The sequence below is a fragment of the Methyloversatilis universalis EHg5 genome (genome assembly GCF_000378945.1).
GTDB classification, from domain to species: domain Bacteria; phylum Pseudomonadota; class Gammaproteobacteria; order Burkholderiales; family Rhodocyclaceae; genus Methyloversatilis; species Methyloversatilis universalis_A.
Genome location: NZ_KB900539.1, coordinates 2,784,847 through 2,799,446 on the forward strand (window position 1 = coordinate 2,784,847; position 14,600 = coordinate 2,799,446).

Annotated in this window: 14 protein-coding genes; 5 read left to right on the top strand and 9 right to left on the bottom strand. The window is 69.4% G+C overall.

What is annotated here, in order from left to right; translation table 11 throughout:
• Positions 1-211: 211 nt before the first annotated feature.
• From METUNV2_RS0112795 to METUNV2_RS0112805, 3 genes are all read left to right on the top strand, one after another.
• Positions 212-628, top strand: a complete 417-nt coding sequence (locus tag METUNV2_RS0112795; protein WP_018229863.1) for a hypothetical protein — start codon at positions 212-214, stop codon at positions 626-628.
• Between the two features lie 63 nt (positions 629-691).
• Positions 692-1,417: a response regulator gene (locus METUNV2_RS0112800; protein WP_018229864.1), complete on the top strand. Its 726-nt coding sequence runs from the start codon at positions 692-694 to the stop codon at positions 1,415-1,417.
• A complete protein-coding gene (locus METUNV2_RS0112805; protein ID WP_018229865.1) occupies positions 1,414-2,823 on the top strand; it encodes an ATP-binding protein in 1,410 nt (469 codons plus the stop codon). The genes METUNV2_RS0112800 and METUNV2_RS0112805 overlap by 4 nt, the downstream gene beginning before the upstream one ends.
• Here the strand turns inward: METUNV2_RS0112805 and METUNV2_RS0112810 are convergent, their stop codons facing one another.
• Positions 2,824-4,695, bottom strand: coding sequence for an ATP-binding protein (locus tag METUNV2_RS0112810; protein WP_018229866.1), 1,872 nt, complete (start codon positions 4,693-4,695; stop codon positions 2,824-2,826). It abuts the gene before it with no gap.
• 5 nt (positions 4,696-4,700) lie between these two features.
• A complete protein-coding gene (locus METUNV2_RS0112815; RefSeq protein WP_018229867.1) occupies positions 4,701-6,122 on the bottom strand; it encodes a hypothetical protein in 1,422 nt (473 codons plus the stop codon).
• 180 nt (positions 6,123-6,302) lie between these two features.
• Between METUNV2_RS0112815 and METUNV2_RS0112820 the strand changes: the two genes are divergently transcribed.
• The gene (locus METUNV2_RS0112820) at positions 6,303-6,932 is read left to right on the top strand and encodes a LuxR C-terminal-related transcriptional regulator (protein WP_018229868.1); all 630 of its coding nucleotides are present in this window, start codon (positions 6,303-6,305) and stop codon (positions 6,930-6,932) included.
• A gap of 9 nt (positions 6,933-6,941) precedes the next feature.
• Here the strand turns inward: METUNV2_RS0112820 and METUNV2_RS0112825 are convergent, their stop codons facing one another.
• Positions 6,942-7,805, bottom strand: a complete 864-nt coding sequence (locus tag METUNV2_RS0112825) for a tetratricopeptide repeat protein (protein WP_081618544.1) — start codon at positions 7,803-7,805, stop codon at positions 6,942-6,944.
• A 150-nt stretch (positions 7,806-7,955) separates the two neighbouring features.
• Between METUNV2_RS0112825 and METUNV2_RS0112830 the strand changes: the two genes are divergently transcribed.
• The gene (locus METUNV2_RS0112830; RefSeq protein ID WP_018229870.1) at positions 7,956-10,073 is read left to right on the top strand and encodes a 4Fe-4S binding protein; all 2,118 of its coding nucleotides are present in this window, start codon (positions 7,956-7,958) and stop codon (positions 10,071-10,073) included.
• A gap of 4 nt (positions 10,074-10,077) precedes the next feature.
• On the opposite strand, the gene moaE is transcribed toward METUNV2_RS0112830, so the two are convergent.
• From moaE to dnaQ, 6 genes are all read right to left on the bottom strand, one after another.
• Positions 10,078-10,536, bottom strand: coding sequence for a molybdopterin synthase catalytic subunit MoaE (gene moaE / locus METUNV2_RS0112835; protein WP_018229871.1), 459 nt, complete (start codon positions 10,534-10,536; stop codon positions 10,078-10,080).
• 21 nt (positions 10,537-10,557) lie between these two features.
• Positions 10,558-10,812 (bottom strand): molybdopterin converting factor subunit 1, encoded by a 255-nt coding sequence (gene moaD / locus METUNV2_RS0112840; protein WP_018229872.1) that lies wholly within the window; start codon positions 10,810-10,812, stop codon positions 10,558-10,560.
• A gap of 5 nt (positions 10,813-10,817) precedes the next feature.
• On the bottom strand, positions 10,818-12,035 hold the full coding sequence (locus tag METUNV2_RS0112845) for a molybdopterin molybdotransferase MoeA (protein WP_018229873.1): 1,218 nt from the start codon (positions 12,033-12,035) through the stop codon (positions 10,818-10,820).
• The gene (gene mobB, locus METUNV2_RS0112850) at positions 12,032-12,526 is read right to left on the bottom strand and encodes a molybdopterin-guanine dinucleotide biosynthesis protein B (RefSeq protein WP_018229874.1); all 495 of its coding nucleotides are present in this window, start codon (positions 12,524-12,526) and stop codon (positions 12,032-12,034) included. The genes METUNV2_RS0112845 and mobB overlap by 4 nt, the downstream gene beginning before the upstream one ends.
• A gap of 148 nt (positions 12,527-12,674) precedes the next feature.
• Positions 12,675-13,712: an isocitrate/isopropylmalate family dehydrogenase gene (locus METUNV2_RS0112855; RefSeq protein ID WP_018229875.1), complete on the bottom strand. Its 1,038-nt coding sequence runs from the start codon at positions 13,710-13,712 to the stop codon at positions 12,675-12,677.
• Between the two features lie 127 nt (positions 13,713-13,839).
• On the bottom strand, positions 13,840-14,559 hold the full coding sequence (gene dnaQ / locus METUNV2_RS0112860; RefSeq protein ID WP_018229876.1) for a DNA polymerase III subunit epsilon: 720 nt from the start codon (positions 14,557-14,559) through the stop codon (positions 13,840-13,842).
• Between the last annotated feature and the right edge of the window lie 41 nt (positions 14,560-14,600).

Below are 14,600 nucleotides of genomic sequence, written 5' to 3' on the forward strand. Positions count from 1 at the left end.
GCGGGCAAAGGAAATCTGTCTTTTCATGCGCGTCGGGTCCGGTATTGGGGATCGGCGGCGATCAGTTCGGCGGGAATCGGGTCGGCGGCGGATTCAGCGGCAGAGCGGCATCGGACTTCAGGCGCTGGCCGGATCGCGGCAGAATGTTGCAGCGCGGCGATGCTAACACAGCGAAAATCCGGCTTTGCGCCCTGACAGAAGACACCTACATATGACTATCCCGCTCTCACCCGCCGTGCCCGCAGCCGGCCTGTGCGTCGACCTGAAACTGCGCGTCGGTACCGGCCTGCTGGCGGCGCTCGCGCTGGCGATCGCGGTCAGCGCCGGTCTGCGCTACGGGCTGATGGAATCCGACCTGCTGCACGGCCTGTGCGCAAGCGCGACCGGCGACTGGCGCTGCACGGTGCGTCAGTGGGCACCGCAGCTGTTCATGCATGAGCGCATCGGCCTGGCGGCGCTGGCGCTCGGCGTGCTCGCGCTGATCACCCGGCAGCGCCCGCTCGCTGCGCTGGCGGTGCTTGCGGGGGGCGCCGGCCTGGTGCTGTATGCGGCCGACTTCGCGGCGGTCGGGCTGCTGCTCGGGCTGTTCGTCCGCCTCGGCCATGGCCGCGCTGTAAACGCGACGTAAACGAATTGTCCGGAATTGTCCGGATCGCCCACCGCGGCGGCGCGAGCGGCTAAGCTCCGGTCCATGAACGGACCGAATGCCCGCCCGCGCATCCTGGTGGTCGATGACGACCCGGACCTGCGCGACCTGCTGCGCGACTACCTCGGCAAGCAGGACATGGACGTACGCACCGTCCCCGACGGTGACGCGCTGCGCGTCGCGCTCGAGCGCGACGGCTGCGACCTGCTCATCCTCGACGTGATGCTGCCGGGCGACGACGGCCTCACGCTGTGCCGGGAAATCCGCGCCAGATCGCGCCTGCCCATCCTGATGCTCACCGCCCGCGGCGACGAGCTGGACCGCATCATCGGTCTGGAAATGGGCGCGGACGACTACCTGCCCAAACCCTTCCACCCGCGCGAACTGCTGGCCCGGGTGCGCAGCATCCTGCGCCGCGCGCCGGAACACCCGGATGGCGACGGCAGCGTGCGCGCGCTGAAATTCGCCGGCTGGACGCTGGATCTCGGCGCCCGCCACCTGGTGGACGACAGCGGCGTCGTAACGCCGCTGTCCAGCGGTGAATTCCGCATGCTGAACGCGCTGGCCGAGAATCCGAACCGGGTGCTGTCGCGCGACCAGCTGATGGACGTGCTGGCCGGCCGCGACGCCGGCCCCTTCGACCGCACCGTGGACGTGATGATCAGCCGGCTGCGCCGCCGGCTCGGCGACGACGGCCGCGAGCCGCGCATCATCCGCACGCTGCGCAACGAAGGCTATGTGCTGACCGGGCCGGTGGAGAAACTGCTTTGACCCTGCTGTCGCGGCTGTGGCCGCGCACGCTGTTCGGCCAGATCCTGTGCGCGCTGCTCGGTGGCCTGCTGGTCGCCAATTCGGTCGGCCTGTGGCTGGTGGTGGATGACCGCGAGCGGCTGTCGCGCCACATGCGCAGCGAATACGCCGCCACCCGTGTGGCCGAATCGATCGCGCTGGTCGACGACACGCCGCCGGCCGGCCGCGCCCGGCTGGTGCGGCTGCTGGAAAGCCCGAGCACCCGGCTGTCGCTGGAAGAGCCCTGGTATGACGACGCGCCGCCAGTGCCGGAGGAATTCGAGGTGTTCGCCCGAGCGGTCGGCGACCGGCTCAAGGGGCGCTATACCCACCATGTGGTCACCCGCGCCCAGCCGGTGAGCCGCGCGCTGGCTGAAGCCAGCACGCTGCGCCCGCCCCCGCCGCCGCCCGATGCGCTGGCCCGGCTGATCGGCCGCCCGACGCTGAGCAATGTATCGACCCAGGCGCGGCTGTCCGACGGCAGCGTGCTCACCTTCCGCTACGCGCCCCCGCCGCCGGCGGTCGAACGGCCGGTGCGCATCGTCATCAGCCTGCTGCTGGTGGCGCTGGCGGTGGGCCTGCTGTCGGTCTGGGTGGTGCGCCGGCTGACCCGGCCGCTGGCCATGTTCGCGCGCGCCGCCGACGGTCTGGCGCGCGACCTCGAACAGGCGCCGATGGACACCGCCGGCCCGCGCGAAGTGGCGGGTGCAGCGCAGGCATTCAACCGCATGCAGTCGGCACTGCGCGCGCTGATACAGACCCGCGCCCAGGCGCTGGCCGGCGTGTCTCACGATCTGCGGCTGCCGATTACCCGGGTGCGCCTGCGCCTCGAACAACTGCCGGAAAGCCCGGTACGCGACGCGATCGAACGCGATCTGGCAGAAATGGAAACCCTGATCGACGACACGCTGGCCTTCCTGCGCGCCGGCGACAGCGCGGAAAGTGCCGCCCCGACCCGGCTGGATGCGCTGGTCGAAGGCGTGGCGGACGACATCGCCGCGCTGGGTGCGGACATCGCGGTCGAAGGCGGCCTGTCGCAGCCGGTGGTGCTGCGCCCGGTACAGACCCGCCGCGCACTGGTCAATCTGATGGACAACGCGCGCCGCTACGGCGGCGGCCGGGTGACCGTGCGGCTGTCCGAAGCTGCAGGCCGGGCACAGGTAGACATCGAGGACGCCGGACCGGGCATTCCGGACGCCGAGCTGGAACGGGTGTTCGAACCCTATGTGCGGCTGGAGGCTTCGCGCGCCCGCCACACCGGCGGCAGCGGGCTCGGTCTGGCCATCGCCCGCGCCATCGCCCGCGCCCAGGGCGGCGACATCACGCTGTCGCGCCGCGCCGAAGGCGGCCTGCGCGCCTCGTTCTCGCTGCCGCTGGCGCGCGGCTGATCAGGCGCCCGCTGGGGTGGCCCCGAGCGGCAGTTCCAGCAGCACTTCCAGCCCGCCCTGAGGCGCCTGCCGGCGCAGCAGCACACCGCCCAGCCGGGCCGCCCGCGCATCCATATTGCGCAGGCCGCGTCCGCCCGGCCCGCTGCCCGTCGTGCCTGCGCCCGGCTCACCGCCCTTCAGGCCGATGCCGTCGTCGCACACCCGCAGCGCCAGCCGCTCGCCGTCGCTGCCCAGTTCTATCCACACGCCACGCGCCTGCGCGTGACGGATCACATTGGTCACCGCCTCACGCAGCACGCGACCGACATTGAGCACCTGCGGCTGGCTCAGTTCGACCTCGCCCAGCGCGCCATACTGCGACCAGTCCAGCGGAATCGCGGCTTCCGCCAGCCGCTTTTCGCACTCGGCCCGCCAGTCGGCGGCCACATCGTCCATCCGGAAGAAATCGCTGCCGCTGCGCGACACCACGTCGCGCAGATCCTGCAGTGCCGACCGCGCGAGGTCGGCTGCCGACGGCGAACCGGCGCGATACACCAGCGACAGCAGCTTGGCGCCGACATCATCGTGCAGGTCGCGGTAGATGCGCTCGCGTTCGTCGGTCACCGCCTGTTCCATCTCCATCTCGCGCACACGGGCGAAAGTCTGTTCCAGCTGCGCGTGCTTGAGCCGCACCCGCGCCTCCAGATCCCCGTTCAGCCGCTCGAACTCGTTCAGCACCCGCACGAAACGCGAGGTCATGATCAGCCCCACCGCGAGAAAGAGCAGCGGCGCGCCGTAGTGCAGCAGATATACGTCATCCAGCAGCAGGCGGTGGCCGCCGGGCAGCAGATGCCGGCTGTGCATCAGCCAGTCGTGGGCGGCCAGCAGCAGCACCACGCCGAGCGCGCCGACCAGCAGCCGGGCGTCGCGGTTGTGCCAGCGGATGGCGGCGCGCAGCAGGAAAGCCAGCGTGGCCGCCGCGCCCGCCAGCGTGTACAGGTGCCAGAAGGCGCTCACCCGGATCGCCTGCGCGTCCGGCGCCAGCCACATGGTGAGCGGCCCCAGCAGCGCCGACAGCATGAGCGCCGGAATCAGCGGCCGGCCGCCGGCTTCGGCAAAACGCAGCAGCGACACCATGAGCAGCGCCGAAAACACCTGGAAGCTGGCGTTGATCAGCACCTCCCACTGGGCGGTGGTGAACGGCACATCGCGCACGTACAGATTGACCGACTGCGCCGCCCACACCAGCGCCGACGCGGCGAACCAGGCGTAGGCGGTGTCCTGCCGCCGCTGCAGCCACAGCGCCAGCATGAGCACGCCGACGCTGGCGATCAGCAGGCTGGCGGTCTGGTTCAGCGTAATGCGCAGGAAGTGCTCGCGCTCGTACATCGGCCGCAGCACGCTGTCCGGCCCGATCTTCGGCGGATGCAGCGAAGCCTGGGTGTAGGCGTGACCGCGCAGGTGGATGTAGAGCGCGTTGGCGCCCGGCTTCAGCGTGCCCGGCGGCACCAGGAAAAGCAGCGGCCGGTTCCAGTTGCGCGAGATCGGGTCATCGAATCGGCCGCCGTCGCCGATGAACACACCATTGAGCCAGACCGCGGCATTCAGCCCCAGCTTGGGCAGGAAAACCGCCTGCAGCGGATCGTCACCCGGCGTGACGGTGAAGCGGAAGCGGTACCAGCCGCTGGTATGCAGCTCCGGATGGGTGTCGCGCCAGGCGTCCGGCAGCGCCTGCGGCTGCCAGTCGGCGCGCTCCGGCGGCGGCACCGCATCGCGTGCGGTCAGCGGCGCAACGACGAAGTCCGCCCGCTCCAGCGTGATGACCTGCTGTTCGGCGCGGGCGGCCGCGGCGCCGAACAGCAGGCAGAACAGGGCGAGGCGGAGCAGATTCATCGCACTCAGAAAAAACTGGTCACCTGCACATACACGTCACGCACCTTGGGGAAGTTGCGCCCGCCATAGGTGTCCTGCATTTCCAGCTTCACCACGATGGGCAGCGGCAACGCACCGCGCAGGAAGGCGCCCACGCCGCTCCAGGACAGGCCGGCGCGCCACTGGTCGGCGCGGATATGGGTGTTCGCCTCCAGCGCCGACACGTCGGTGCCACGCGACGAGCGGTAGTGATCGCCGCTCTTCTCGTACAGATGCCAGGTCAGCGAGCCGCGCCAGGCGCCGATGCTGTGGCCCAGTTCGATGTCGTATTCGCGGTAGTCGCCGAGGTCGCGCTCGACCCGTTCGCGGGTCGAGAACGGCGCCAGGATTTCGCCCGGTCGTGGAATCCGGCGGGTCACCCGGTCCGCGGTCTGTTCGCGGTGGCGGGCGAACAGCCGCAGATCCCAGCCGGCGCCCAGCGCGCGGAAGTACTCCAGCCTCGCCTCGAGATCGGTGCTGCCGTCGCTGGCCTGCACGTCGAACAGGTCGTCCGGGTCGTCGTCGCGCGCCCAACCTGCGTGAACGCCCAGGCCAAGCACCGCGCCGTCGTGCGTGCCCTTGTACAGCCGCCACAGGAAACCGAAGGTCGGGTCGCCGATGCCGCTGGTGGCCACGCTGCCCACCGGCTTGTAGCGGTAGCCGAAAGCCGGGTCGGTCAGCAGGCGCTGCACGCCGGCGCTGCCCATCGGCGTCACCGGCCCGCCGACCGGCGCGAACGGAAAGTTGCCGGGCCCGATCGGCAGCCCGGCATTGAAAGCCGGGTTGAAGCCGACATTGCCGCCGCTCATCGCGAAGCCGACGCCGGTATGGATGTGCGAATACGGCAGGATGAAGCCCACGGTCAGGTTTTCAGTAATGCCGTAACCCATGGTGAGCGCGGTGAAGTCGATATTGACCCGCGAGCGCAGCCGGGTGGTGCCCAGCGTGGCGCCCGGCCCGAGCAGCGCCAGCGCCGGAAAGATGCCGGCGTTCAGGTCCACCCGGTCGAATTCGCCGCCCAGGCCGCGCATGCGGCCACGGTCGTCGAACCACAGGTCGTAGCCGTTGGTGCGCATCTCCAGCCGCGCCGCCCAGCGGCCCTGCGGCGCCATGGTGTCGAGCGCGTGCAGCCGGCTGTCCTGCAGGCCGGCAGCCGGGTCCGGCAGCGGTCCGGCGGTGGTATCGACGGTAGCGGCTTCGATCACCTCGACCGGCGCACCGGCGGCCGCGCCCGACAGCAGGCCGCAGGCAAGCAGCGGCAGCAGACGGGCACACAGGCGGGGAATGCGGCTGGTGGGGCCGGGGCGGACATACGGGCCGGCATACCGGCCATCTCGCGTGCGCAGGCGCGGAGGGCGCACGCGCGTGACACGCACGGGCGAAAGTCGCTCGATCGGCGGCGGCTGCATCGGGCTTTCCGTTGTGTTTGTTGTTGGAGGATGCGGCCCGTGCGGCCGCTCTGACCCGCGCATTGTCCTTCAAGCGGGCCGGCTTGCCAGCCCCCGTGATCGCGGGGGTGCGCGGCCGTAGCCGGGCGTTATGATGTCCGGGCATTCCAACCGCCGGGGCACGGGCCCCGCCGTACCACGATGAAGACCGGATTCATTCTCGAAGATCTGCCCGAATCGCAAGCCTGGCTGCGCGAGGCGCTCGAACAAAGCTTTCCGGGCATCGCCATCGACAGCGCCTATTCGCTGGCCGAAGCGGCACAGAAGCTGGCCGTCGGGCCGGCGCCCGACATCGCGCTGATCGACCTCGGCCTGCCGGACGGCAGCGGCATCACGCTGATCGAACAGATACAGCGGCGCTCGCCCGCCACGCTGTGCATCGTGGCCAGCATCTACGACGACGACGGCCACATCTTCCCGGCGCTGCGCGCTGGCGCCCGGGGCTATCTGCTGAAGGACCAGCCGGTGGCCGGCATCGTGCAGGCACTGACCGGCATCGCCGCCGGCCAGCCACCGCTGTCGCCGGCCATCGCGCGCCGCATGCTGGCCTTCTTCCAGCCGGCGCCGTCGGCGCCCGGCCCCGACCTCACCGAACGCGAAACCGAAGTGCTGCGGCTGATCTCGAAAGGGCTCACCCAGGCGGAAACCGCCCGCCTGCTGGGCATTTCGCAGCACACGGTGGCCGGCTACGTGAAGGAGCTGTACCGCAAGCTCAATGTATCGTCGCGCGCCGAAGCGGCGCTGATCGCACGCGATCTCGGCCTGGTGTGACCCTGGCGTTCAGTTGCGCGCCTGCAGTGCCTGCACCGCCGGCGGGTAGTTCTGGCCGGCGGACGCGCGCAGCCAGCGCAGCGCTTCGTCACCGTTGCGGGCCTGACCCGCACCGGTATCCAGCATGACCGACAGCGCGTACTGCGCTTCCGCCTCACCCTGCTCCGCCGCCACCCGGAACAGCCGGGCGGCTTCGGCCAGATTGCGCTCCACACCGCGCCCAGCCTCGTACGCCCAGGCCAGACGGGTCACGCCGCGCACATCGCCGAAATCGGCCAGCTTGCGGTACATCGCGGCCGCGTCGGCGTGCCGGCCTTCGGCCTCGAAGCGGCGGGCTTCGGCCAGTTCGCGGTCGCGCACGCTGCCACCGCCCTGCGGATCATCCAGCGCGGCCAGATGGGTAGCCGCCTCGGCGTCGCCCTGGTCCGCGGCCACCTTGAGCCAGCGCCGCGCACCGTCGAGATCGCGCTGACCGAGCTTGCCGCCCTGCAGCAGCAGGCCCAGCCGCAGCGCCGCGTTGCGGCTGCCAGCTTCGGCGCCTTGCTCGTACAGCCGGCGCGCGGCGTAGGCATCCCGTGGCTCGCCCAGCCCGTCCTCGGCCAGGATGCCGAGGTTGAACCAGGCCTCGCCGTTGCCGCGCTCGGCCAGTGCAACCCAGATGCGCCTGGCGTCGGCGTAATGCGCCATCTTGAATTCGGCGTAGCCCTTGTACAGCCCCCACGACGGCTTCTGCACCGCCTCGGCGATGTCTTCGTCGGTGAGTGCGGCCGCGGTCAACGGCAGGCCGAGCGCGAGCACGGCAAGGACGGGGATCAGGATGGGAATCGAGAGGGGAATCGAGATGGGAATCGGGACGGACGGGTTCAGAGACATCGGGCACTCCGGAAATCAAGCCAGCAGGCATCAGGGTATGTGCCCTGACCGGCACACGCCCGGCCAGGTTTCAGGCAATTTCCATGCGTCCGCCGGGCATCGCCGCGTTTAGCATCCTGAGCCACTTCGAAGGCTTGCCGGTACGCCCCCATGCTGCCCCCGATCCGCCGTCTGTTCGCCCTGCTGCTGCTCGTGCTGTGTGCCTGTGCGCAGGCCGGTGACCTGACGCTGGAGGCACTGCAGCGCCGCTTCCAGCCGCCGCTGCATGTACAGCCGCAGCTCAATGATCTGCCGGTGTGGCCGCTCACCAGCGAACTGGAACCGGAAGCCGGCCCGGTCGGCTATGTGTTCGAATCCATCGATCTGGCGCCCATCCCCGGCTTCGAAGGCACGCCGATGAATCTGCTGGTCGCCATCGACCGCAAGGGCGGCTTCATCGACGTCGAGGTGCTGCGCCAGCACGAACCGGTGTTCCTGAGCGGTCTGGGCGAAGCGCCGCTGAAGGAGTTCGTGCAGCAGTACGCCGGCAAGAGCCTGAAGCAGGAAATCACCGTGTCGTCCGCCTACGGCAATACCCGGGCTGGCGGCAGCGAAACACGGGTGGTGCTGGATGGCGTGACCAAGGCCACCGCCTCGGTGCGCATCGTGAACCAGACGGTACTCGCCGCCGGTCTGGCGGTGGCGCGCGCGAAGCTGGGCTTCGCCGACCCGGGTGCACGCGGCCCGACCGCCCGCGCACGCGCCGATCTGTACGAAAGACTCGATTTCGCCACGCTGGTAAAGCGCGGGCTGATCGGCCATCTTCGGGTCACTCACGCGCAGGCGGAAAAGCTGTTCGCCGGCACCGATGGCGAAGGCGCAGACGAGGGGGCGCTGGCCGAGCCGGGCGGCACGCTGGTCGACCTCTACGTCGGCTATCTGAACGCGCCGACCGTGGGCCGCGCAGTGCTGGGCGACGCGCGCTACGCCGATCTGATGAACAAGCTGGAGGACGGTCAGCACGCGCTGTGGCTGGCCACCGCCGGCCGGGTGGCGCTGATCGACGACCAGTTCGTGCCGGGCACGCCGCCGCCGGCGCTGTCGCTCACCCAGAGCGGACTGCCGGTGGAAATGCGCGATCTGGTATTCGAGCATCCGGCGCCGGACGGCGCACCGGCCTTCAACGCGTCCGGCGTGTTCCGCGTCTACGCGCAGGCCGGGCTGGACCCGGCGCGGCCCATGCAGTTCACCCTCACGCTCACCCGCGCCAAGGGCATGATGCTGCCGCGCATCACGCACCAGACAGTGACGCTGGACTACCGGCCGGAGGCGGCGCTGTTCGTCTATCCGCCCGAGCCGCCGCCGGAGTGGCTGGTGGCCTGGGCCGGCCGCTGGCCGGATCTGCTGGCCATCGGCCTTGCGCTGGCGCTGCTGTCCGCGGTGCTGGCCCGGCCGGACTGGATGGCGCGTGACGCCCGCCGGCTGACGCTGTTCCGCAACGCCTTCCTCGCCTTCACGCTGATTTTCATCGGCTGGTACGCCCAGGGCCAGCTGTCCATCGTGCAGATCACCGGCGCCATCAAGACGCTGGCGGCGGGCCAGAATCTGGCCAGCTTCCTGTACGACCCGGTGTCGCTGCTCATCATCGCCTTCACCGTCGTGAGCTTCTTCGTCTGGGGCCGCGGCACCTTCTGCGGCTGGCTCTGCCCCTTCGGTGCGCTGCAGGAATTCGTCGCCATCGCGGCGCAGAAGCTGCGCGTGCCGCAGATCCGCCTGCCCCGCGGCGTGGCACGCGTGCTCGACCGCGGCCGCTACGCGCTGCTGGCCGCACTGGTGCTGTCGGCCGCGCTGGCGCCGCGGCTGGCGGAAAGCATGGTCGAGGTCGAGCCGTTCAAGACCGCCATCACCGTCGGCTTCGACCGCTCATGGCCCTATGTCGCCTGGGCGGTCGGCCTGCTCGCGGCCGGCGCCTTCAGCTACAAATTCTTCTGCCGCTTCCTGTGCCCGCTGGGTGCTGCGATGACGCTGGGCGGCAAGCTGCGGCGGCTGGACTGGCTCACCCGCCGCGCCGAATGCGGCCAGCCCTGCCAGACCTGCCGTCACCGCTGCCAGTACGACGCGATCGAGCGCAGCGGCGCCATCCGCTACGACGACTGTTTCCAGTGTCTGGACTGTGTCGGCATCCACGCCGACCCGCAGCGCTGCGCGCCGGTGCTGCTGTACATGAAAAAAGGGCGCACGGTGGCGCCCTTCCCGGTTCCGGTGCGCGCGGCTGACGCGCGGCCCTGAACGCTCAGCCCTGCTGCATCCAGCGCTGCGCGGCGCTGTCATCGGAATCGCGCGCGTCCACCCAGCGGCTGCCCTCGGGCGTGTCCTCGCGCTTCCAGAACGGCGCGCGGGTTTTCAGGTAATCCATGATGAATTCACAGGCGGCGAAGGCTTCGCCGCGGTGACTGCCGGCGACAATGACCAGCACGATACGGTCGGCCGGCTGCAGCGTGCCGACGCGGTGGATCACCCGCACCGCCAGAATGTCCCAGCGCGATCTGGCCTGCGCGACGATGTCTTCCAGCGCCGCCTCGGTCATGCCGGGGTAGTGCTCCAGCGTCATCGCATGCACGCCGGAACCGTCATTGATGTCGCGCACCAGACCGCTGAAGGTGGCCACCGCACCGACGTCGGTGCGGCCAGCCAGCAGCGCGTCGATCTCGGCGCCGATGTCGAAGTCGGCCTGCTGAACGCTCACGCTCATCGTTCTCTCCTCGGTACCGGCTCAGCCGCCGGTGACCGGCGGGAAGAAGGCCACCTCGTCGCCGTCGGCGATCGCGGTCTCCGGTTCGGCCATGCGCTGGTTCACCGCGGCGCGCAGGTTCTTCATCTGCGCCAGCCTGTCCCAGTCGCCGCCACGGTTGGCGATCAGCGCACGGACGCCGGCCAGCGTGGTTACGCCCGCGGGCAGTTCCAGCGTTTCGCCGGATGAACCCAGCGCCTCGCGCAGCGCGGCGAAATAAAGCACCTTGATCTTCATGATGTTCAGTAAAGCAGGGATTCGAAGGACAGGAAGGGCACGGCATCGCCGCGCTTCACCGGCTGGCCGGCGGCGATATCGGCCAGACCGCTGCCCCACACGGTAGAGGTGAGCACGCCCGAACTCTGGTTCGGGAACAGCTCCAGCCCGCCCTCGGCATTGCGGCGTACCCGCAGGAACTCGCGCCGGCGGTCCGGCTTCGGCCAGTCGAAGTCGGCGCGCACCGCGAACGGCTGCGGCGTCACGTCGCTCACGCCCATGCGGCGCAGGATGAAGGGCCGCACCAGCAGCAGGAAGGTGACGAAGCTGGATACCGGATTGCCGGGCAGGCCGATGAAGTCGGCGTGATCGCCCTCGCCCCGGCGCACATGGCCGTGCGCCAGCGGCTTGCCCGGCTTCATCGCGATCTTCCAGCTGTCCAGCCCGCCCTCGGCATTGAGCGCCGGCTTGATGTGGTCCTCTTCGCCGACGCCTACTCCGCCGCTGGTCAGGATGAGGTCACAGTTCTCCGCCGCTTCGCGCAGCGCGGCGCGGGTAGCGTCCAGCCGGTCGGGCACGATGCCCAGATCCAGCACTTCGCAGCCCAGGGTTTCGCACAGCGCGCGCAGCGTGTAGCGGTTGGAGTTGTAAATGCCGCCCGGCGGCAGCGGCTCGCCCGGCATGACCAATTCGTCGCCGGTCGAAAACAGTGCCACCCGCGGCCGGCGCACCACCGGCAGTTCGGCCAGCCCTATCGTCGCGGCCAGCCCCACTTCCTGCGCGCGCAGCCGGGTGCCGGCCGTCAGCACCACGTCACCGGCGCGGATGTCCTCGCCGGCACGGCGTATCCAGGCGCCCGGTTTCGGAATTTCGTCGAAGCGCACGCCGGCATCGGAGGCGTGGGTGGCCTCCTGCATCACGATGGCATCGGCGCCTTCGGGCACCGGCGCGCCGGTGAAGATGCGGGCACAGGTGCCGGCGGCCAGCGGCGTGCCGACATGGCCAGCCGGAATGCGCTGGCTGACCGGCAAACAGTCGCCGGGCGCGGTCAGGTCGGCCAGCCGTACCGCATAGCCATCCATGCTGGAGTTGTCGTGCGGCGGCACGGTAAGCGTCGAGCGCTGATCGGTGGCCAGCACCCGGCCCGTGGCCGCGAAGGTCGATACGGTTTCGGTGTCGGCAAGCGGACGCGCGGCCGCCAGCAGGCGGTCGAGCGCGGCATCCAGCGTAAGCATTTCGTTCATCTGAACCCCTGGTGTCGGAGGATGAAGTCGGCGACCCCGTCCACATCGTTCAGGTCGAGCCGGGGCAGCGGAAGTTCCATCGCCTCATCGGTCGCCACCGCCACGATGTGCGGATTGTCCGGATACATCAGCGGACGACCGTAGGACGGCCGGTGGATTTCCAGCTTGGGAATGGCCGAGGCCTTGTAGCCCTCGACCAGCAGCAGGTCGCAGTCGCCCATGGCCGCGATCTGCTCGTCCAGCGTCGGTTCCGGCCGGCCGCGCAGTTCGTGCATCAGCACCCAGCGGTTGTTCGACACCAGCATGACTTCGGTGCAGCCCGCTTCGCGCAGCCGGTGCGAATCCTTGCCCGGACGGTCGATGTCGAAGCCGGCATGGGCATGCTTGATCAGCGACACGGTGAGCCCGTCCAGCACGAAACGCGGGATGAGCTGCTCGATCAGCGTGGTCTTTCCGGAGCCGCTGTAGCCGGCAAATCCGAAGACTTTCATGGAGAGGGATGGCCGCGGGGAGGTCGAGGAAGTGGATGATTATCGCCCAGACCGCGGCCACACCGCGTACGGATGCCGTACGCCGCCGGACACGGCGGTGTACGGCCATGACCGCCCCGCCGGGTGTGCCGGACGGGGCGCAGTCCGCTCAGCCGTTGTTGCGGATACGGGCGACCAGCGCCGCGGTGTATTCGCGGGTGCTGGCCTTGCCACCGAGGTCGCCGGTGCGCACGTTGTCTACGTTCAGCGTGTCGCTGACCGCCTGGCGGATGCGGTCGCCCTTGTCCTGCTGCTTCACGTGATCCAGCATCAGCGCGGCCGCCAGCACCAGCGCGGTCGGGTTGGCGATGCCGCGGCCGGCGATGTCCGGCGCCGAGCCGTGCACCGCTTCGAAGATGGCGGCGTCGGCACCGATGTTGGAACCGGGCGCCATGCCCAGACCGCCGACCAGACCGGCGGTCAGGTCGGACAGGATGTCACCGAACAGATTGGTGGTGACCAGCACGTCGAACTGCCACGGGTTCATCACCAGCTTCATGCAGCAGGCATCGACGATGACCTGTTCGAACTGAATCTTGCCCTTGTAGCGCTCCTCGAACATCTGTTCGGCGGTTTCCAGGAAGATGCCGGTGAGCGCCTTCATGATGTTGGCCTTGTGCACCACGGTCACCTTCTTGCGGCCGAGCGCGATCGCGTGGTCGAAGGCGTATTCCAGAATGTGGCGCGCGCCCTGGCGGGTATTCACGCCGGTCGACATGGCGACCGCGTGCGGGTCACCCTCGATCGGGATGAAGTGCTCGTAGCCCATGTACAGGCCTTCGAGATTCTCGCGGCAGACGATGAGGTCGATGTTGTCGTAGCGGCCGCCCGGAATCAGCGTGCGCGCCGGACGGATGTTGGCGTAGAGCTTGAATTCCTCGCGCAGGCGCACGTTGATCGAGCGGAAGCCGCCACCGACCGGGGTTTCCAGCGGGCCTTTCAGCGCCAGCCGGGTGCGGCGGATGCTGTCCAGCGTCTTGCCCGGCAGCGGATCGCCCTCACTCTTGAGCGCGCCCATGCCGGCCGGCATCTCTTCCCACTCGAACGGCGCACCCACCGCGTCCAGGGCCGCCAGCACGGCCTCCATGATTTCCGGTCCGATGCCGTCGCCGGGGATCAGTGTGGCGGGAATTTTCTGCGCGCTCATGCGGGGTCTCCTGTCTGGTTGTCAGCACTACCGGACCACGCCGCCGGGTCGGCGACGCATCCGGAAATGTCCGGCCGCCGAAGCAAGAAACCTGCCTCGGCTCGGGGACGGCCGGTCGCCCCTGTATTCATCCGGCCGCAGCCGGTTCAAGTTTGCGCCACACGGTGGCGCCGCCGCTGGCCTTGTCGATCTCGGCCAGCAGCTTCTGGTGTTCGGCGATCTCGGCCTCGCTTGCCTGTACCCGGCGCAATGCACCGCGCGGGCGCGCTGCGGCGGCGGCACGCACCGCCGAAGGCTCGGGTTCGAGATCGATGATCAGGCTTTCCTGGCCGCGCGTCATCGCCAGATAGACCTCGACCAGCAGTTCCGCGTCGAGCAGCGCGCCGTGGAATTCGCGGTGCGAGTTCTCGATGCCGAAGCGCTCGCACAGTGCGTCGAGGTTGGCACGCTTGCCCGGGAACATGTCGCGCGCCATGCGCACCGTGTCGATCGCCGGCCACACGCAGATTTCGCGCAGCGGCGGCCGGCCGACGATGTTCAGTTCATTGTCGATGAAGCCGGTATCGAAGGCTGCGTTGTGGATGACCAGTTCGGCATCGCGCACGAAATCGACGATCTGGTCGACCACGTCGCGAAACTTGGGCTTGTCGGCCAGGAAATCGGTGGTGATGCCATGCACCGCCACCGCGCCTTCCGGCACATCGCGCTCCGGATTGCAGTACAGGTGCAGCTGACGGCCGGTCCGCTTGCGCCCGACCAGTTCGACGCAGCCGATTTCGATCAGCCGATCGCCGTTCTGCCATTCCAGGCCGGTGGTTTCGGTATCGAGGATGATCTGACGGGTCATTTCTGGACGGGACTCCGGGAAGCGGGCCGCATTGTACCGGC